16 protein-coding genes are annotated in these 19,115 nt (G+C 64.6%); all 16 read right to left on the bottom strand.

The window, feature by feature from the left end:
• Positions 1-46: 46 nt before the first annotated feature.
• The gene (locus DM872_RS23410) at positions 47-583 is read right to left on the bottom strand and encodes a GNAT family N-acetyltransferase (RefSeq protein ID WP_179061672.1); all 537 of its coding nucleotides are present in this window, start codon (positions 581-583) and stop codon (positions 47-49) included.
• Between the two features lie 21 nt (positions 584-604).
• A complete protein-coding gene (locus DM872_RS23405; protein ID WP_179061671.1) occupies positions 605-973 on the bottom strand; it encodes a hypothetical protein in 369 nt (122 codons plus the stop codon).
• Between the two features lie 98 nt (positions 974-1,071).
• Entirely contained in the window at positions 1,072-1,902 is an 831-nt protein-coding gene (locus tag DM872_RS23400; protein ID WP_179061670.1) for an SDR family oxidoreductase, read from the bottom strand.
• 85 nt (positions 1,903-1,987) lie between these two features.
• The gene (locus DM872_RS23395) at positions 1,988-2,452 is read right to left on the bottom strand and encodes a multidrug transporter (RefSeq protein WP_179061669.1); all 465 of its coding nucleotides are present in this window, start codon (positions 2,450-2,452) and stop codon (positions 1,988-1,990) included.
• Between the two features lie 106 nt (positions 2,453-2,558).
• Positions 2,559-4,001, bottom strand: coding sequence for a mannose-1-phosphate guanylyltransferase/mannose-6-phosphate isomerase (locus DM872_RS23390; protein WP_179061668.1), 1,443 nt, complete (start codon positions 3,999-4,001; stop codon positions 2,559-2,561).
• A gap of 135 nt (positions 4,002-4,136) precedes the next feature.
• Positions 4,137-4,781 carry an alginate O-acetyltransferase AlgF gene (locus DM872_RS23385; RefSeq protein ID WP_179061667.1) on the bottom strand — a complete coding sequence of 215 codons (645 nt, stop codon included), beginning with the start codon at positions 4,779-4,781 and terminating at the stop codon, positions 4,137-4,139.
• A gap of 67 nt (positions 4,782-4,848) precedes the next feature.
• On the bottom strand, positions 4,849-5,997 hold the full coding sequence (locus DM872_RS23380; protein ID WP_179061666.1) for an alginate O-acetyltransferase: 1,149 nt from the start codon (positions 5,995-5,997) through the stop codon (positions 4,849-4,851).
• Positions 5,998-6,009: 12 nt separating this feature from the next.
• Positions 6,010-7,503 carry an MBOAT family O-acyltransferase gene (locus DM872_RS23375; RefSeq protein WP_179061665.1) on the bottom strand — a complete coding sequence of 498 codons (1,494 nt, stop codon included), beginning with the start codon at positions 7,501-7,503 and terminating at the stop codon, positions 6,010-6,012.
• Between the two features lie 190 nt (positions 7,504-7,693).
• Entirely contained in the window at positions 7,694-8,791 is a 1,098-nt protein-coding gene (locus DM872_RS23370) for a mannuronate-specific alginate lyase (protein WP_179061664.1), read from the bottom strand.
• A gap of 14 nt (positions 8,792-8,805) precedes the next feature.
• On the bottom strand, positions 8,806-10,230 hold the full coding sequence (locus DM872_RS23365; protein WP_179061663.1) for an alginate O-acetyltransferase: 1,425 nt from the start codon (positions 10,228-10,230) through the stop codon (positions 8,806-8,808).
• A gap of 11 nt (positions 10,231-10,241) precedes the next feature.
• Positions 10,242-11,801, bottom strand: a complete 1,560-nt coding sequence (algG, locus tag DM872_RS23360) for a mannuronan 5-epimerase AlgG (RefSeq protein ID WP_179061662.1) — start codon at positions 11,799-11,801, stop codon at positions 10,242-10,244.
• 29 nt (positions 11,802-11,830) lie between these two features.
• Positions 11,831-13,276 (bottom strand): alginate export family protein, encoded by a 1,446-nt coding sequence (locus DM872_RS23355; protein ID WP_179061661.1) that lies wholly within the window; start codon positions 13,274-13,276, stop codon positions 11,831-11,833.
• Between the two features lie 91 nt (positions 13,277-13,367).
• Positions 13,368-14,729 carry an alginate biosynthesis TPR repeat lipoprotein AlgK gene (gene algK / locus DM872_RS23350; RefSeq protein ID WP_179061660.1) on the bottom strand — a complete coding sequence of 454 codons (1,362 nt, stop codon included), beginning with the start codon at positions 14,727-14,729 and terminating at the stop codon, positions 13,368-13,370.
• Between the two features lie 13 nt (positions 14,730-14,742).
• Positions 14,743-15,903: an alginate biosynthesis protein Alg44 gene (locus DM872_RS23345; RefSeq protein ID WP_179061659.1), complete on the bottom strand. Its 1,161-nt coding sequence runs from the start codon at positions 15,901-15,903 to the stop codon at positions 14,743-14,745.
• A gap of 29 nt (positions 15,904-15,932) precedes the next feature.
• Complete coding sequence (alg8, locus tag DM872_RS23340) at positions 15,933-17,414, bottom strand: mannuronan synthase (protein ID WP_179061658.1); 1,482 nt, start codon at positions 17,412-17,414, stop codon at positions 15,933-15,935.
• A 64-nt stretch (positions 17,415-17,478) separates the two neighbouring features.
• A complete protein-coding gene (algD, locus tag DM872_RS23335; protein WP_179061657.1) occupies positions 17,479-18,789 on the bottom strand; it encodes a GDP-mannose 6-dehydrogenase in 1,311 nt (436 codons plus the stop codon).
• Between the last annotated feature and the right edge of the window lie 326 nt (positions 18,790-19,115).

Below are 19,115 nucleotides of genomic sequence, written 5' to 3'. Positions count from 1 at the left end.
GCACACCTTCTGCTTAGTGGCGAGCGATGGGCGACGGTTCCATCGATCAGCCGTTGAGCGGATGGCTCAGGTAAAGGGCGATTTCTTCGGCCGCGACTTCGGTCGGGTCGTAGAGCATGGTGTTCAGTCCGCAGAAGGTGAAGCCGGCGCGTTGGTAGAAGCCGATGGCCGGGTGGTTGCTGGTCTGGGTTTCCAGCCACAGGCAGCGCATCGCCTGGCTGCGGGCGTAGGCCATCGCCCCTTCCAGCAGCGCACGGCCGATGCCCTGGCCCTGGTGCGCAGGCGCAACGAACAGCGCGCTCAGTTCCGCGCTGCGATTCCACGGCACCAGGCGCACGCAGGCGAAACCGGCGAGGCTGCCGTCGCGGGCTTCCGCCGCAAGGGCGAAGTCGGCATCGGCCACATCATCGGGAAACCCGGCGGCGTCGTACGCCTTGTGGAAGGGCTCGGCGAGTTTTTCCTCGACCAGCCGCAGGGCCAGGCCATCGGCTTCGATGCGCCAGATGTGAGAGGTGATGTAGGAAGCGTCGAAAGCGGCGAGCCGATCGCTATCGGCCGGCACGCGCAAGGGGCGGTAGTTCATGGTGGACATCCTTGTTGGCCATCAGCGGACTTTCGTGAATACCCGCTCCGACAGCAGCAATGCGGCCATCACCGGATAGCAGAGGTAATGGACCAGGAACAGCAGGACGCCCATGGGGCTGGGCGTGTCCTGCAGCGTCATCATCGCCAGCAGTCCTAGGTATAGCAGGCCGAGCAGGCCGCCGTAGGTGAACACGATGCGCCAGCGCTCACCGGGTTCGGGGGCGCGGCGCTGGATCAAGCGGAACGCGAATGCGAGTGCAGCGGCCGTGGCGGCAGCGATCAGCAGCGTGGCGAAGATCCCGCCGATTTTCACGAAACTGCGAAACAGCAGGTTCAGGACGACGGCCAGGGCCACGCCGCCGACGGCGTAGCGCAAGGAGAGCGACATGGTGGTTCCTCGGGACCAGGGTGGGGTAACTCTAGCTGATCGGCTTGAACGTAGATCGCGTTGGGCCTCGCTGTGCTCGGCGCCAACCTACGAGGGCGTCACAACTCCACGCCGAGACCGAAGCGCTTCTTCAACACCCGGTCCAGCACGCGTCGCGGCACCCAGCGCGCCAGCAGCGGCAGGGCGCGGCTGCCGTTGCCGATGCGTACCAGCGGCGGACGCGGATTGCGTTGTACGGCCGCGAGCAGGGTGCGGGCGAAGTCCGCCGCCGAGGTGGGGTTGTCCTGAGAGGCACGGGCGCGGGCGCGGATGCCTTCACGCACCGGCCACCAGGGCGAATCTTCGGCGATCAGGGCTTCCGCCTCGCGAGTGGCGCTGGCGCCGAAGCTGGATGCGATGGCACCGGGCTGTACCTCCATCAGCTCGATGCCGAAGGGCGCCAGTTCCAGGCGCAGGGCTTCGGAAAGCGCGTGCACTGCGGCCTTGGACGCGCAGTAGGCACCGGCGAAGGGGGTGACCAGCACACCCGATACGCTGCCGATGTTCACCACCAGGCCGCGGCGCTTGCGCAGCAGCGGGAAGCAGGCGCGGGTCACATCCACCAGCGCGAAGACGTTGGTGTCGAACTGCTTGCGCAGGGCATCGATACCACCGTCCAGCAGCGGCCCCATGGCGCCGAAGCCGGCATTGTTCACCAGTACGTCGAGGCCGCCTTCCTCCTGTTCCAGCCGCTCGGCGAGGGCCGCTACGGCGGCCTGGTCGTTCACGTCCAACTCGACGGCGATGAAGCCGGCGGCGTCCAGCGCGGCCAGGTCCTGCGGCTTGCGGGCCGTAGCCCAGACGGTGTAGCCGCTGGCCGTGAAGGCGTCAGCCAGGGCGCGGCCGATGCCGCTGGAGCAACCGGTGATGAGGGCGGTGGGGGAGGGCATGGCGTGTCCTTGTACGCGGAATGTTGGGCTTCGCTTCGCTCTGACCTGCGCGGCCCGCACCAACCTACGGTCGCTGGCTGGGCGATCAGTCGACGAATGTGCCACGCAGATTGGCGGCGCGAAACTCCAGGGATTGTGCGCGATAACCCTGGCGAATGGGCGGCAGGGTCAGGCAGTCCTGCCATTCGGCGCCGGGTTGCAGTTCGGAAGGGCCGAGGTAGCGCGGATGGTCGTAGCTGGGCTGAGCGAGGTTGATGGTGTCGCCGGGGCGGAAAGCCTGGACCTGCCAGGCGAAATCGCGCAGCACGGCCTTGTCGCCGTTATGCACCCGGATCGCCAGCGGGCGGTCGGCGGGGCAGCGTTGCGGGGTGTACGTGAGCTGGATATCGAGGCGGGCGAAGCGGCGTTCCTCGCCACGTTCTTCCCAGAGCACCCAGACGGCGATGAGCGCTACGCCCAGCACCGCCGCCAGGGACAGCGACAGGGCCTTGGCCGGGTAGCGCACCAGCAGGATCAGCCAGGTGAGGAAAAGAACGGCGCCAATGAGCATGGAAGGACCTCCTTGAGGCCTTCCATGCTAGCAAGAGTGCCCATGGCCGAGGAGCGAGCTTGCTCGCGAAAGGTTGCCCCTTCGCCAGCAAGCTGGCTCCTACCGGTCAGCGGGCGATGCTGTGCACGGTCGCGGACTGCGGGGCGCGGCCGTAGACGTCGTCCAGGCGCTCGATGTCGTCTTCGCCCAGGTAGCTGCCGGACTGCACCTCGATGATTTCCAGCGGGATCTTGCCGGGGTTGGCCAGGCGGTGGACCGAGGCGATCGGGATGTAGGTGGACTGGTTTTCGGTCAGCAGGAACACCTTGTCGTCGCAGGTCACCTGGGCGGTGCCGGAGACCACGATCCAGTGCTCGGCGCGGTGGTGGTGCATCTGCAGCGAAAGCTGCGCGCCGGGCTTCACCGTGATGTGCTTGACCTGGAAGCGGCCACCCATGTCCACCGAGTCGTACGAGCCCCAGGGACGGTACACGGCGCAATGGTTCTGGGTTTCGCTGCGGCCGTCGGCGTCGAGCTTGTTGACCAGCTTTTTCACGTCCTGCACGCGGTCCTTGTGGGCGATCATCATGGCGTCCTTGGTCTCGACCACCACTACGTCGTCCAGGCCGATCACCGAGACCAGCTTGCCGTTGCCATGCACCAGGCAGTTGTGGCTGTCCTGCACCACGACGTCGCCCTTGGTGACGTTGCCGTTGTTGTCTTTCTCGTGCACTTCCCAGATGGAGCTCCAGCTGCCCACGTCGTTCCAGCCGGCGGAAAGCGGCACCACGCAGGCGCGGGAGGTCTTCTCCATCACCGCGTAGTCGATGGAGTTGTCCGGGCAGCAGGCGAAGGTGGCCGAGTCGATGCTCACCGCGACGCCGTCGCGCTTGCTGCGCTCCAGGGCCAGCAGGCAGGTGTCGTAGATGTCCACGTCGTGTTGCTTGAGCTCTTCCAGGAAGCGGCTGGCGCGGAACAGGAACATGCCGCTGTTCCAGAAGTAGTCGCCGGATTCCACGTACTCGCGGGCCTTGGCTTCGTTCGGCTTCTCGACGAACTGCGCCACGCGGCTGATGCCTTCCGGCAGGGCGCCGTCGACCTTGCTGCGGATGTAGCCGTAACCGGTTTCCGGACGCTCGGCGGGGACGCCGAAGAGCACCATCTCGCCCTTTTCGGCGGCGCTGCTGGCCAGCGCCAGGGCTTGCTCGAAGGCCTCCTGGTCGCGCAGCACGTGGTCGGCGGGGAGCACCAGCATCAGCTCGTCGCGGCCTTCGGCGACCAGTTGCATGGCGGCGATGGCCACTGCCGGCGCGGTGTTGCGGCCGAAGGGTTCCAGCAGCATGGACTGCGGTTGCAGGCCGATGGCATCGAGCTGCTCCTGGACGATGAAGCGGTGATCCTGGTTGGCCACCAGCACGGCTGGCTGCATGCCCTCGAAGCAGAGGCGCTGCAGGGTCTGCTGGAACAGGGTCTGGTCGCCGGCGAGGGCGAGGAACTGCTTGGGATACTGTTTGCGCGAAAGAGGCCAGAGGCGAGAGCCGCTACCGCCAGAGAGGATCACGGGAATCATGGGTGTTTCTCCTAACTCAGTCATGGGTTGTAGGCGCTGCTTCCACAAATCACATTTCTTTCTTTTCCCACCCTCTGCGGGGCGGGTAGGTACCGGCGGGGGTTCAGCCCACGCCGGTTATTTCTGCTGTGCCGCTCAGGATTCCGCCGGGCGCTTCACCCACACCGGGGAGAGCTTGCCGCCGTTGCCGGTGATGTAGAGGCACACCACTTCGCCGCGCTGCAGGGAGACGGGCTTGAGGTCGCTGACCTTCTTGTCGCCGTCGAACAGGGCGAGGCCGACTTTCACCGGGTTGATCTCGCGCTCGCCGCGACCTTGCGGGGCCACGTCGGCGACGACCGGGGTCTTGCCGTCGGCGGTCTTCAGGGTGAGCTTGGCGTCGGACAGGTTCTGCACGCGCAGCAAGGCTTTCTGCTTGTTGCGGAACGGCGGTTCTTCCACCAACTGCGGGCCCTTGCCGGTCTGGTTGACCAGGGTGTAGTAGCGGTCGGCCTCGAGTTTCACCGAGAGGTTGCTGCTGCCGACCTGGGCGCTGTAATTGCCGGCCGGGAGGAATTTGAAGTCGCTGGAGCCGAGCGGCGGTACGTCAGTCAGCGCGGTGTTGCCGACATTGACGCTGAGCTCGTTGCTGGCGGCGTTGTAGGCGCGGACGAAGGCGGACCCCTTGGGCGCCTTTGGCCCGTACAGGCCACCCTCGTCGGCCTGGGCATGCAGGGCACCGAGGCCGAGTACCAGGGCGCAGGCATAAGACGTCCAGCTGCGGTTGTTCTGTCGGTTCATGAGGTGTACCTCCATCTATCTCTCTGGATAGGGCCGTGTCCGGCCCTGTGTTCCCCTCACGGGGTATTCAGTTGCCCGAGCGCGAAGCCAGGCGTTCTTCGGAACCCGCGCCCTTGCGCAGGTTGGCGACCCATTCGGGATCGAAGTCGGACAGATCGCTCTGCATCGGCAGGTAGCGTTCCGGGAACTCCCAGATCACCAGCTGTGGCGGGGCGTCCTTCAGTTCGTCGCTCTTGAGGTACTTGAGCATCGGCAGGATCGGCCCATTGCCGTCCTCGGCGTGGTTCACCAGGTCGCGTTGCAGGGACTGGCGCAGGGCGCCGGCGAAGTTCCACTTGTCGTTGGCGCTGTAGCTGGTGCCCACCAGCACCACCGGCACGTTGCTCTCGGCGAACAGGGCATCGCCGCCGGCGTCGGTTTCGTCCTGGCTGCGGGTGGCGCGCTTCTGGAGCTGATCCGGTGCCGGCATCAGGTTCTCGAACAGCGGGTCCAGCGGCAGGAAACGGGTCAGGTCGCCCTTGTAGTCCTCATTGCCCAGCACCTCGGTGACGTATTGCTGAGGGCTGCCATGCAGGCTCATGGCCTGGCTGATCGACTGGCCCAGGCGACCGGCTACCACTTCGGCACCCAGCGGGGTCCAGTGGGTGTCGGTGCGCAGGAATACCTGGCCCTGGTTCTTGGCGTCTTCCAGCGTGGCGAGCAGGTCCGGGGCAATGATCCCGGCCTTGCGCGCGACGCCACGGAAGCGCTCATAGAGGTCCTGGCGCAGGGCGGTGGGGGTGACCTGGCCGACGTGTTCGGGGTAAAGGCGCGATTTGGCCGGGATGATCGCCAGCACCAGTTCCACGTTGTGCCGCGCCAGTTCGTCGCGCACGCCCCCGATCAGCGCCAGGTTGTCGCGGACCTGGCGGGTGCCATCGGCTACCGGGTCGAATTCCTCGTCCGAGTAGAGCCAGCCGTCCTGGCCGATGACCACGCCCTGGCGGCCTTCACCGAACAGCTTGTAGTCCACCAGAGCCCAGAGGTTGGTCCCCAGCTGCTTGACCGGGAATTCCTCGTCGTAGCGCTTCTCGAAGGCCAGGGCCAGCTTGCCGTCCAGCACGCTGGTTTCCTTGGCCACGGAGAAGCCGAGGATCGCGCGCATGGACCACAGGCTCAGCGCCAGCAGCAGGCCGCAGAAGAGCAGGATGTAGAGCAGGTTCAGGGTTCTGTTCATGGTCGGTTCCACTCAGAACTGGAAGTACAGGAAGGGCGAGAAGCTCTGCGCCGAGAGTTTCAGCACCGAGGCGGCGAACAGCAGGAGTACGGCAGCGTGGAAGGCCAGGGCGCCGATCTGCACGCGAGCACGGGGCAGGGCAGCGCTGCCGTCGGCATTGATGGTGATGCCGTCGTCTTCTTCACGGGCCTTGGCCTTCGGCGCGCCGGCCAGGGGCTGGGCGTAGAACTGGCGGATACCGCAGATGACCAGCACCACGTAGGCCAGCAGCAGGGTGGCGATCTGCAGGCTGGTGAGCTGGGCGCGGTTGAGCTCGGAAAGCTGCCAGTCACCGAAGCTGAACATGGCGGCGTACATGCGCCAGGCAACGTCCAGGTTTTCGGCACGGAAGATCACCCAGCCGATTACCACCAGCAGGAAGGTGAAGACCCATTTCAGCGGGTTGATCGCCCGTGGCGCGGCGTTCACGCCCAACGCGCGCTCGATGGCCAGCCAGGCACCGTGCCAGGCGCCCCAGATGATGTAGGTGAAGTTGGCGCCGTGCCACAGGCCACCCAGCAACATGGTGAGGAACAGGTTGCGGTAGGTCTGGAAGGTGGTGCCACGGTTACCGCCCAGGCTGATGTACAGGTAGTCGCGCAGCCAGGTGGAGAGGCTGATGTGCCAGCGCCGCCAGAACTCGGTGATGGACTGGCTGATGTAGGGCTGGTTGAAGTTCTCCATGAAGCGGAAGCCCATCATCAGGCCGAGGCCGATGGCCATGTCGCTGTAGCCGGAAAAGTCGAAGTACAGCTGCGCGGTATAGGCCAGCGCACCGAGCCAGGCGTCGCCCGTGGTGGGATCGGAGAGGGCGAAGCAGTGGTCGGCGATGGGCGCGATGCTGTCGGCGATGAAGACCTTCTTGATGAAGCCCTGCATGAAGCGCGTGCAGCCCTCGGCGAACTTGTCCACCGTGTGGGTGCGGTGATTGAACTGGTCCACCAGGTCCTTGAAACGCAGCACCGGGCCGGCGATCAGGTGAGGGAAGATCGCCACGAAGGCCGCGAAGTCCACCAGGTTGCGCGTGGCCGGCGTGTCGCCGCGGTACACGTCGATGATGTAGCTGATGGATTCGAAGACGTAGAACGAGATCCCGATCGGCAGCAGGATGTGCGTGAGCACGAAGGGCTCCATGCCGAACGAGGTGATGATCGCGTTGAGGCTGTCGACACCGAAGTTGGCGTACTTGAAGTAGCCGAGGACGCAAAGGTCCACCACCACGCCGAGGAGCAGCCATTTCTGCGCCGTTTTCGTGCGCACTCCGGCCGCACCGATGCGCAGGCCGATCCAGTAGTTGAAGACCGTTACGGCGGCGAACAGCACCAGGAAGTCGATGCGCCACCAGGCATAGAAGATGTAGCTGGCGACCAGCAACAGCAGGTTTCGATAGCGTGTCCCGACCAGGTAGTACAAGCCGAGGAAGATCGGCAGGAACAGGAACAGGAACACGTTGGAAGAAAAGACCATCCGAGTCTCTCCAGTGAACGTTTGATTTCAGTCCCGCCTGCGAGGGCGGGGGCGTATTTCTCCCCTCTCCCTTTGGGAGAGGGGCCGGGGCGGGCCGCGTTCGGATGAGGGTTACTGAGCTCCGCGCGGAGTCCGTCCACCCTTACCCCAACCCTCTCCCAGGGGGAGACGGGGCTATCCGAGCGTGGGTTTAGCTCTCTCCTTTCTTCTTCGGATGGAACACCTGGGTCACATCCCCGCCGAGGCGGAAGGTCTTGTAGGGGCCCATTTCGTCCTTCCATGCGAGGGTCTTGGCCGAGCAGGAATAGAGCGAGCACCAGGGCTCGAGCCAGGAGAACTTGTCGTGCTTCTTCAGCTCGCTCATGTCCTGGTCGTCACCGGTCTTTTCATCGAAGGCGTCCTGGTCATCCACGCCGGCGATCACCTTCTCGCCGAGGCGGCGCAGGGCGCTGTCGTTCGTTTGGCGCAGGTCCACGTCGTTGGCCTGGGCGAACGCCGCGATCATCGCCAGCGGCGGCAGGCTGTAGTTGTGGTAGGCGAGGGCGCGTTGCTTGCGCTTGAGTTCGTTGGGCAGGAAACCGTTCTGATCCACCTGGCCAGCTGCCACGCGATACTGCGCCACCGACCAGTCGAAGAGGTCCTCGCGGTTGGTCGCCACAGCGGTGGCCATCACCGACCAGGCGGCCCAGTAGGAGTGGTTGTTGATCTTCTTCAGCGGCAGGTCGCTCCAGTCGTGGACGACCTGGTCGGCCAGGCGCGAGAACCAGGATTCGATCACCTGGGTCTGGGCGCGGTAGGGCGCCAGCGGCTGCGACTCGGAGAACTTCAGGCGCAAGTAGGCCGAGGCCATGCTGCCCAGTGCCCATTTGCGCATCGACTTGCCGGTGTGGTTGTACTGCGGGCTCAGCAGCGCATTGGCCTGGGCCCAACTGCCCAGCCATTGCAGAGAGCATTCGAGCTGCGTGCGCTGGCCCTTGCGCATGTACTCCATGACCATCTTGCTGACGCCGCGCTCCATCTCGGTGATGTCGGCGGTCTTCTCGCGAAAGGCCTTTTCCGCGTTTGGGTTGAGGGTGGCGCGGGCCTTGTCGGAGCCCTCGTACTTGCTGCGGAACTCCAGCTTGGCGGTGTAGGGCGCGGGCGGCGCCTTGCAAGTGCCGGCGGACTTGGCGTCGATATCCACAGGGGCGTAGTAGCCCCTGGGCGGCACCAGGTCTGCGGCGTGGCCCTGTGCGGCGAGCAGGATGCCTGCGAGCAGCGGAGCGATCAGCCAGGGTCGGGTGGTCATGGGTACCTCCTTCCTCACTCGGCCTTCGCCGTGAGGTTGTCCCCGCCCTTGCCAGGGCGTGCGCAGACGCTGACCTCGACGCTGAGGTCCTGGGGCATCTGCTCGGGGCTGTGGATTTCCAGGGCGAGCATGTTCAGGTCGGCCCAATCGGGCTCGTTGCGCAGCTCGAAGGCGTAACGACCACCGGTATCGATGCGGTCGCTCTGTTCCAGCTTGAAGTTCTCGCGGCGGCCGTTGAGGTACCAGATGGTGGTCTTGAGGTCGTGGATGGACGGATCGCTGAGGCGCAGGTCCACCTGGTAATCGCCGCCGCGCAGGTCGCGCAGTGGTGCGCCCTTGCCATTGACCAGCACCTCGTTGGCGCCAGGCTTGAGCTTGACCTTGTTCTTCAACACCGCCGGCCGGCCTTCGCAGCCGTTGTTCACCATGGGCACGGCCTGGCGGTAGAAGCTCGCTTCGGCCATGTCGTAGTGGGTGGCGAATTCCCAGACCAGGACCTTGGGCGGGTTCTGATGGAATTCCGGGCTGCTCATGTACTGCATCAGGGCGCTTTCGAAACCGCCGCCACTGACGGCCATGTTGAGCACCTCGGCACCGGTGTGCTGCTGCAGGAAACCGGCGAAGTTGTAGGCCGGACCGCTGTTACTGGTGCCCACCAGGGTGACCTTGGGGTTGGATTCGTCGCCGAACAGGCTGTCGCCGCCATCGCCCGCCGCCTCGGTTTCGTAGCGGTCGACGTACTGGGTGGCATAGCCGTTGCCGCAGAACTGGGCGGCAGTCTTGTGCAGGGTACCGGCCTTGGGCAGCAGGCCCACCACCTTGCTCTGGTAGTCCTTCTTCGGAATGTCGCTGAAGCCGGGAATCTGGTTCAGGGTCTCGGCGACAAGCTTGGCGGTGCGGTCCGCACCGGCCGGCGTCCAGTGGTGGTCGGCCTTGAAGTAGTAGTCGGTGCCAACGCCTTTCTCATCGAAGAGTGGCGACAGGTCGGTGACCCAGATGCCAGCCTTGCGGAAATGGTCGACGGCAGCCAGGTAGTTCTTCTTCGCCAGTTCGTAGTTGAAGTGGGCCTTCTCTTCGGGCGTGAGCTTCTCGCGGTTCACCAGGCCTCGGGTGGGCTGGTAGACCACCATCAGCTCGACTCCCTTGGCCTTGAGCGCGTCGCGCAGGCGCTTCAACTGGCTCCAGCCGAAGGGTGTGGTGCCGAAATCGGTACGCAGGTCGTACTGGGTCCGGAACAGCCAGTCGCCCTCACCCTGCACCAGGGTGGTGAAGAAGCTCAGGTACTTGGTGTTGTAGTTGGCCGGATTCTGCGCCGCGGCGCAGAGCGGCCCCGTGCGTTGCACGCTGAACTCGGGCGCGGCGTGCGCACCCTGGGCAGAAGCCAGCAGGGCGGCTGCCAGGGCCGAAGGGATGAACCATTTGCGGGAAATTCTGGGCATGATCGGGTACCTCAATCCTGGAGTTCGGCCTGGGTTTCGACGGGGTCGATCAGCACCGCTTGCTTGCGGCGCACCATCAGGTCGAGGATCTCGTCCTGCTTTTCGCCGAGGATGCCGGCGAAGCTGATACCGGTGGATTTGCTCGGGGCGAGCAGCTCGACGCGGTACAGCTCAACCGATAGGGGCGAGTCGATGGACAGGGGGCTGGAGCCGTTTCCGGCGAGCTTTCCGCCGACCAGGATCAGCGAGACCTTGGTGTCGAAGGGGTCGAGCTTGATGTTGCGGTCGGTGTTGGAGAGGTCCTTGATGTGGCCATACACGCCGGTCAGGCCGTTGGCCGCGGAGAGGTTCTCGTACAGGCGGATGTTCACGCTGTTGCGCACGCGAATGCCGTGGCGCTGGTTGCTGAGGATCTTGTTGCCCCAGAGCAGGTTGTTGGAGCTTTCGTAGATGGTGATGCCGTCGGAGTGGTTCTGGTACACCTCGTTCCAGGCCACGAGATTGTTCACCGAGTTACGGTCGATCACGATGCCGGAGAGCTTGTTGTCGTAGCTCTTGTTATTGATGATCCAGCTGTCGTCCACCTCACGGGAAATGATGATGCCGTGCTTCTTCTTGGTCCCGAAGACGGTGTTGTGGGCGATGATCAGACCGTTCGAGCGGTCGTGCGGGTCGATGCCGTAGACGATGTTGTCGCGGTAGGTATTGCCCTTGATGACCACGTTCTCCGCTTCGAAGCAGTAGAAGCCGTACCAGTGGTCGACGAACTCGGAATCCAGCAGCCAGCCGGTGGGCGCAGGGCGTTTCAGGCGCTTGGCCTGGCCCGGCGTGTACTGGGTGATGGAGACGCCGTAGGACTTGGAGTTGTCGTAGCCGAGGCTGGTGACCTTGCTGCCGACGATGTACAGCTCGCTGCCACCCCAGGACACCAGGAACGGACGGAATTCCTCGGGCTTCTGGAACCAGGCCGGGGACTTGTTCTTTTCGTTCCAGGCGGTGAGCTGGGTGCCGGTGATGAACAGCTTGCCGTCGTTGACCAGGAACGCGCCGCGCTCCTGGGACAGGCGGAATTCCCGGGTCTCCTTGCCGATCTGCAGGCTCGCCCCCTGGGCCACCACGATTGGCAAGCGGGCGAGGTACACGCCCGGCTCGGTTTCGCTGAACTGGCTGTCGGGCAGTGCCTTGGCCAGGTCCGCCGGGGTCACGTAGCCACCTTCGACGAAGATCGCCTGCGGCATGCTCTGCTGACGTTTCACCCACTCGCGCAGGCGCTCGTCACCGCCGATGAAGTCCTTCAGCGAGTCCTGCTGGAGCATGCGCCTGACCGCCACCTTGCCGCGGATTGAACGATCGATCTTCGCGTCCACGGCGGCGGCGGTGTAGCCGGACAGGTCTGGCGCCTTGGGTGTATCCAGATGCAGTTGCTCCACCGGCGCAGTGGACACCGTGTAGTTCTTGATCGGCTTCAGTTCCTGGGTCAGTTCTGCACCCTGGACCCAGGGTGCGGCGAACTGCAGGGCGCCGAGCACGACGCCGCCTGCCAGCAGCGTGGTTCCCATGCCACGTTTCATGACTGTTCCTCCCTTGCGCCGGATGTCCATCAGAAGCGCCAGATGAAGTCGACGAAGGCGCGATGCATGAGCGAGTCGGTGCCGCTGGCATAGGCATCGCCCGGCTTGAACACGCCGCCACGGAAGCGCACGAGGGCGGAGCGCTCGTCCAGGTGCTCGGCCATCGAGGCCGGCAGGAGGCCCTGCTTGAAGTAGCGGGTGACCACCAGGTCCATCTCCTGGCCGATGTCTTTCTCGCCGTCTTCCAGGGGAGCGATGATTCCGCTCTGGCCCACGTCCTGGTTGTCGTCCACGCGCCAGAAACGGTGGTAGACGACGCTTGCGTCGTAGTCCTCGCCCATCTGCCAGGAGGTGAAGGCGGTGGCCACCTGGAGGTTGCTCAGCTCGCCCCGGAAGGCTTCACCGAAGCGGTGCATGCGGGCTTCGGTGCCGGTGAAGTTGGAGCGGTTGCTCTCCAGACCGGTCTGGCGGAACTGCTCCGAGCTGTCGTCGTCGCCGCCACCGCTGCCACGGGCATAGGCGCCGCCGACCTTCCATTGGTCATCGATGTTCCAGCGCAGGCCGAGGTCCACCGCCCAGGCGTCGACATCGACATTGCGGCTGCCGTTGGCGAAGTTCTGGTTGCCCAGGGTCGACTGCTGCAGTTCGTCCACGTCGCCGGTCAGCCAGGTGGCCTGCGCCCAGTAGTTCAGCGGCAGGGTGGAGCGGCGGTCGAAGAAGCCACCGTCGGCTTCCAGGCCCAGCCAGGTCAGGTCGCCGGTGGTGCGCTTGTCGAGCTCATCCACTTCCTCGCCGACGTTGGGCAGGTCGCCGTTGTCGCGACTGTGGTGCAGCTTGGCGCCGACCCAGTGACCCGGGCGCCATTGCGTGGAGATGTCGCCGAAGAAGTGCTGGCGGTCCTCGTCTTCCGGCGCCAGTTCGTCGATGTCGGTGCGGTATTCGCTGAAGCGCTCGGCGACGCCAGCATGGGCGCGAAGCAGGGTGGTGTCGAAGCTCCAGCGCAGCGCTTCGATGTTGGTATCCCACCAGGTGCCTTCTTCGCTGCGTACACGCTGGCGACCGAAGCGCAGGTGCTCGCCGGGGTAGGCGGTGAGGCCGCCGTAATCGATCCAGAACTCGCGCATGGCGAGGTAGCTCTTGTCCGGTTCGCGTCCGTTGTTGCGCTGGGCGGCATCGGCTTCGATGTCGTTGGATTCCAGGGTGTCGGTTTCGACGATATCGGTGGCGGTGACCGCCTGGCCCATGGCGAAGGCGCTCCATTCGCCGCGTTCGCCGTAGACCCAGGGGCGCAGGTCGAGACCGATGCCGTTGACGTCACCGCCGTCGCGGGTGCCGAGGTCGCGATCATCTTCGGATTGGGCGGTGATCTTCACGTCCAGGCCGAAGTTCTTGTCGTGGGTCTCTGCGGCGTGGGCGATGCTTGCGGCCAGCAGGGACAGACCAAGGCCAGCCTTGATCCAGGGATTCTTGTTCATGCGTTTCTCATCTCTCTTGTTCCGCGGGCCGTACTTCGCTGTTGGGCTTCGCTGCGCTCTGCCCAACCTACCGGGAGCTGCGGAGGGGGATTCATAGGCTGCTCATCTGCGTGTCGGGCGCTGCGGCGCCGCGCACGGCGCGTTCTTCACGCAGCAGTTGTTCGGCGCGGGGACGTTCGGCCGGCGGCAACTGCTGCTGGACGCTTTGCGCCAGCTCGAGGGCCTGGGGCGTGTTCTTGGGCAAGGCCAGCTGGCTGAAAACGAACGCGTTGACCAGGTTGCGCTGGATACCCTTGCCCTGGGCGTACATCTGGCCGAGGGCGAAGTCGGCATTGATCTGGCCGCTGCGGGCGGCACGGAGCAGGTGGTCCAGGGCCTTGTCCGGATCGATGTCGCCCAGATAGCCCCGCAGGTAGATCTGGCCCAGCAGGTAGTTGGCGGTGGGTTCGGTGGCGGCGGCCTTGAGCAGGTGCTCCTCGGCCTTCTTCGGGTCCTGCGGCACCAGCTTGCCTTCGTAGTAGAGGCGGCCTTGCAGCAGCTCGGCGCGGGGCTGGGAGGCGGCTCGGCCTTTCTCCAGGTAGCCCAGCAGTTGCTCGGTATCGCCCTGTTCCGGGTATTCGTAGATCAGCTTGGCCAGGCTCACCCAGGCGGCGGGGTAAGCGGGTGCCAGCGCTTCGAGCAGTTCCTTGGCCTTGCCTTCGTCGGGCGTGCCGATGTCGGCGTCGGCCAGGACCAGCGCGACCGATTCCACGCGCTGGGCGGGAATGCGCCCGGCGCGGTAGCCGGCCATCAGTTGCTCCAGCAGTTTCTCCTTGGCGTCGGCATTGCCTTGCTTCTGGTAGACGGTGGCCAGCTCGACGTAGCAGACGTCGGCCAACGCCAGGTTGCGGGTGCAGATCTGCTCGATCTCCCCGAGGTGCTGATCGTAGGAACCCTGGGTGCGATAGAAGAGGATCTGCGCCAGCTCCGCCTGGGTGTGACCCTCGGCGCGCCATTTGGCGATGCGCGCCGGAACGTTCACCGAGGGGAAGTCCTGCGGGTATTGCAGGTAGAGCATCACCAGCGGCAGCAGGCTGCTTTCCTCACCGGCTTCGAAGGACTCTTCCAGCAACCGCGCGGTTTCCTGGCGTTCGGCCTGGCTCAGCTGGGTCTTTCGCGCCAGCAGCTTGCCCAGACGGGCCTTGGCACGGGGCGACTGGTCGATGGCCTGGCGATAGGTCTGCTCGGCCTTCTGCAGTTGCGCCGGGTCTCCGCTGGCCACCTGCAGGTCGGCCAGGCCGACTGCGGCGTCGGCATAACCGAGGTCGGCCAGCTGGCGGTAGTTCTGCTCGGCGGTGGAGCTGTCACCGCGCTTCAGGGCTTCGTGGGCGAGGCGTTCGTCCGGCAGGCCGGCACAGCCGGCCAGGGCGACGGCCGCGGCCAGCAGCAGGAGGGGAGTGGCGTGATGGGCCATGGTTGCGCCCTCCTCAGAAGCCCGCGGCCAGGGCGCGGTCGATCAGCCAATCGAGGGACGGGCCACGATCGATGCTGACTTCCACCGGCTGACCGGCGAAGGTGCTGGGCAGCGGCTCGTCAGGCTGGATGGTGGCGCGGATGTCGGCGGACATGGTGCCGTCATGCAGGCTGCTGCTGAGGATCTTGCCGTGGCGTGCCTGGTCTTCGCCGGCCACCTGGAAGGTGACGCGGGCACCCGGTTTGGCCTGGCCGATGTGGCGGAAGGGGAAGCGCGCCTGGATGGTGGCCTGGGTGTCCTGGGGCACCAGTTCGAAGATCACGTCGCCCTTGCTGGCGAACTGGCCGTCAGCCACGAGCTGGCGGGCGATCTTGCAGTTGCAGGGGCTGGTGAGGGTGCCCTTCATCTGCTTGCCGAACAGTTCTTCGACGTTCTTCGGGGTGAGCTGGTCGTCGGTCAGGTGACCCTTGAGCATCTCCAGCATGGTGGCGTTGAAGGACGCGATGGGCGCGCCTTTCTCCACGCTGGCGTCTGGGCTAACCAGGCTTTGCACCGTGCCTTCGCGGGGCATGGTGACCTGCATGGAAGGCACCGCGACCATGGCCGAGTCGGCATGGGTGACGAAGTACAGGCCGTACAGCGAATTGAGGATGTAGCCGAAGGCCCCGACACCGACGACGAAGATGCCAGCACTCAAGCCGACCGCCTTGAGACGCGCCAGGGGGCCCATGCCACCGCCCGCACCGCCTTTGCGTGGCTTGGTGAAGTTCTCGCGCTGCAGGGTGCTGAGCAGGTCGCCGGCGCTGACCAGTTCGCCCGAGAGGTGCGAGCTGATGAGGTAGCGCAGGGTGGCGATGTCACGCGGCTGAAGGCCATGGAAGACACAGCCAATGCGCTCGGTGCGGGTGTCCACGGCGCGCACCTGGAACTCTACGTCCAGGCCCAGGCTGAGGCCGTCGATCTGGAACATCAGGCGGCCCTTGTGGTGGTCGCCGATGCTGGAGCCGGCGCGCCCGGCAGTGAAGGCGAAACCGCCGGCGGAGACGTCCAGCAGCGACGCTTCGAAGCGCTCGCCACGGGCGATGTAGCGGATCTTGCCGGGGATCTTCACCCGCGCGTGCTGGCGCTGGGCTTCGGATTCATGCACCACATTGAGATTGACGGCTGTATTCATGGCTTCGATTCCTGTCAGGTTCCTTGTGCTCACACGATCGCCAGCAGCGCGGCGACGAATACGCTGGTTGCGGAGAAGGTCATGGCGCGTGAGGACCAGGTGTTGAACCAGCGCGAGAAGCTCGCGAGGTCACGGTTGAGCTTGGTGTTCTGGCGAGTCCAGGACTGCTGGTCGAGGCGGAAGAAGACGTAGATCTTCACCAGCGCTCCGACGATCTGGTTGTAATAGAGGATCAAGGGGTAGGCCGGTCCGATCCGGTGCCCGGTAATGCTGAGCAGCAGGGTCAGGACGAAGCGGGTAAGGCCGATCCACAGGAGGTACACCAGCAGGTAGGCGATGCTGTACTTCAGGCTGGCGATGATGGCCACGGCCAGGCCCAGCAGGCAGGTCCACATCGAGGCACGCTGGTCGGCCAGTACGACGGAGGTGAACCAGCCGAGACGACGCGGACCGAGCGCCAGGGCGCGGGAGTTCTGCCGCAGGTTGTTGCCGTACCAGCGGAACATCAGCTTGCGACTGGCCTTGATGAAACTCTTCTCCGGCGGGTGCTCGACCGTGTTGATCGCGGCATCCGGAACGTAGAAGGTGTCGTAGCCCAGGCGCATCAGGCTGTACCAGCTGGACTTGTCGTCACCGGTGAGGAACTGGAAACGCCCCAGACGCCAGTGGTCCAGGTGGTCGCTTTCCACGTCGGCGATGAAGTCCGGATCGGTCACCACGCTGGCGCGGAACACCGACATCCTCCCGGTCATGGTCAGCACGCGCTTGGAGAGGGCCATCGAGCACATGTTGAGGTGGCGCTGGGCGAATCGCAGCTTGTGCCACTCGCTCATGATGTAGCTGCCGCGCACCTCGCAGAACTCGTTGGTGGTCAGGCCGCCGACGTTGGGGAAGAGCTTGAACCAGGGCACGGTCTTCTTGACCACGCCTTCGGCCAGCACTGTGTCGCCGTCGATCACCGCCACGACCGCGTCCGCATCCGGCAGTTGCCGGGAGATGGCGCGGAAGCCATAGGCCAGGCCATCGCGCTTGCCGGTACCGGGAATGCGCACGAAGTCCAGCTTGACCCGCGACGGTGGCGCGAGCTTCGTCCAGAGGTTCTTCACCAGCAGCTCGTCGGACAGCTCGACGATGGAGCAGACGACGGTGGTCGGGTAGCCGCAGGCGATGGCTTCCTCGATCACTGAGCGGTAGACCATGGCGGTGGTCAGGGCCTCGATGCGGAAGCTCGTCACCAGCAGGAACACGTGGGACGGGTCTGCCGCGTTGCCGAGCTTGGCCAGGCGCCGCTTGTACCAGGGATACACGAAGTAGAGGAACAGCGTGCCGCGCACGAAGTGCAGGGCGCCCATGGAATAGCGCCAGATGCCCACAGCCCCGATCAGCAGCAGGAAATGCTTGGAGTCGGGGTCGAAAACGGACCTGGGCAGTGCCAGTGCCAGCAGCATCAGTGCAATGAGGTAGAACAGCCAGCCCGAGGCTTCGAGCAGGCCATGCTTGATCTTGTCCATAGAGTCGTCCTGGGCTCGTTTGGCGGATGCCCCCCTTCCCGTTGGGGAAGAGGGGCAGGGCGCTTTACCAGCAGATTCCCTCGGCGTTGCCTTGGGAGCCCTTGGGCATGAAGCCCACCAGGTCGATCACCTGCTTGCCGGCCGGTGCTTTCTGGGCCAGCGGGGCGAACAGCTCGTCACGGTTGCCCAGGACGATGATGTCCGCCTTGTCGACCACCGCGTCGAAGTTGCTGTCCAGCAGCGAGGACACGTGGGGGATCTTCGACTCGATGTAGTCCTTGTTGGCACCGTGGACGCGGGCGTACTCGACGTTGCGGTCGTAGATGCTGAGGTCATAACCCTTGCCGATCAGCATCTCGGCGAGTTCCACCAGCGGGCTTTCACGCAGGTCGTCGGTACCGGCCTTGAAGGACAGGCCGAGCAGGGCGACCTTGCGCTTGTCGTGGCCGGAGATGATGTCGAACGCCTTCTGCACCTGGCCGGCGTTGCTGCGCATCAGCGAGCCGATCAGCGGGGATTCCACGTCCAGGGAAGTGGCGCGGTAGTTCAGCGCGCGCACGTCCTTGGGCAGGCAGGAACCGCCGAAGGCGAAGCCCGGGCGCATGTAGTACTTGGACAGGTTGAGTTTGTTGTCCTGGCAGACCACGTCCATCACCTCACGACCATCGACGCCGACCGCCTTGGCGATGTTGCCGATTTCGTTGGCGAAGGTGACCTTGGCCGCGTGCCACACGTTGCAGGTGTACTTGATCATCTCGGCCACTTCGATGTCCTTGCGGATGATCGGGGCGTCGAGCTCGCGGTACAGGGTTTCCAGGACGTCACCGGCGGCCTTGTCCAGCTCGCCGATCACGGTCATGGGCGGGTAGTCGTAGTCCTTGATCGCGGTGCTTTCGCGGAGGAACTCGGGGTTCACAGCGACGCCGAAGTCCACGCCGGCCTTCTTGCCGGAGCAGTCTTCGATGATCGGGATCACCACGTTCTTCACGGTGCCCGGCAGCACGGTGCTGCGTACGACCACGGTGTGGCGCTCGGCCTTGTCGCGCAGGGCGAAGCCGATTTCGCGGCAGACGCCTTCGATGTAGTCGAGCGACAGGTCGCCATTCTTCTTGCTCGGGGTACCGACGCAGATGAAGGAAACCTGGGTGTCGCGAACGGCACCGGCGACATCGGTAGTGCCGCGCAGACGGCCAGTTTTCACGCCTTGCTGTAGAAGTTCTTCCAGACCCGGTTCGACAATGGGCGATTTGCCATTGTTGATCAGGTCGATTTTGGTCTGAGAAACGTCGACACCGACAACTTCATGACCACGAGCAGAGAGGCAGCCGGCGCACACTGCACCAACATAGCCCAAACCGAAGATGCTGATTCGCATCGTATTCACCTCGTCCTTTAAGCACGCTGTTTAATATGTGACGTTAGTGTCACTTCCGTTTGCACCTTTATGTCGCAGTTGCAACTTTAAAGTGCACAGGCATGAGTAGTACCGGACGCCAAAGTTAGGGCGCCTGAACTGGGCATGTCGCATTGCTTGCCCGGGTAGAGTCCTGAGCTGATCGCCGCAACGGCTCTGGCTCGTTGGTTTTGTCCAGTAGGTCGAGTTTGTTGCGCTTCTCCTTAATTAACTTATTTGGCTTTCGCCAGATAAAAACTACCCCTCGGCTGCGAGCCGATAGTTGGTAAAGGCAGTTTGAGATCACA

This window comes from Pseudomonas taiwanensis (assembly GCF_013393345.1).
Classification (GTDB): domain Bacteria; phylum Pseudomonadota; class Gammaproteobacteria; order Pseudomonadales; family Pseudomonadaceae; genus Metapseudomonas; species Metapseudomonas resinovorans_C.
This window is presented reverse-complemented; position numbering and strand designations above follow the sequence as displayed.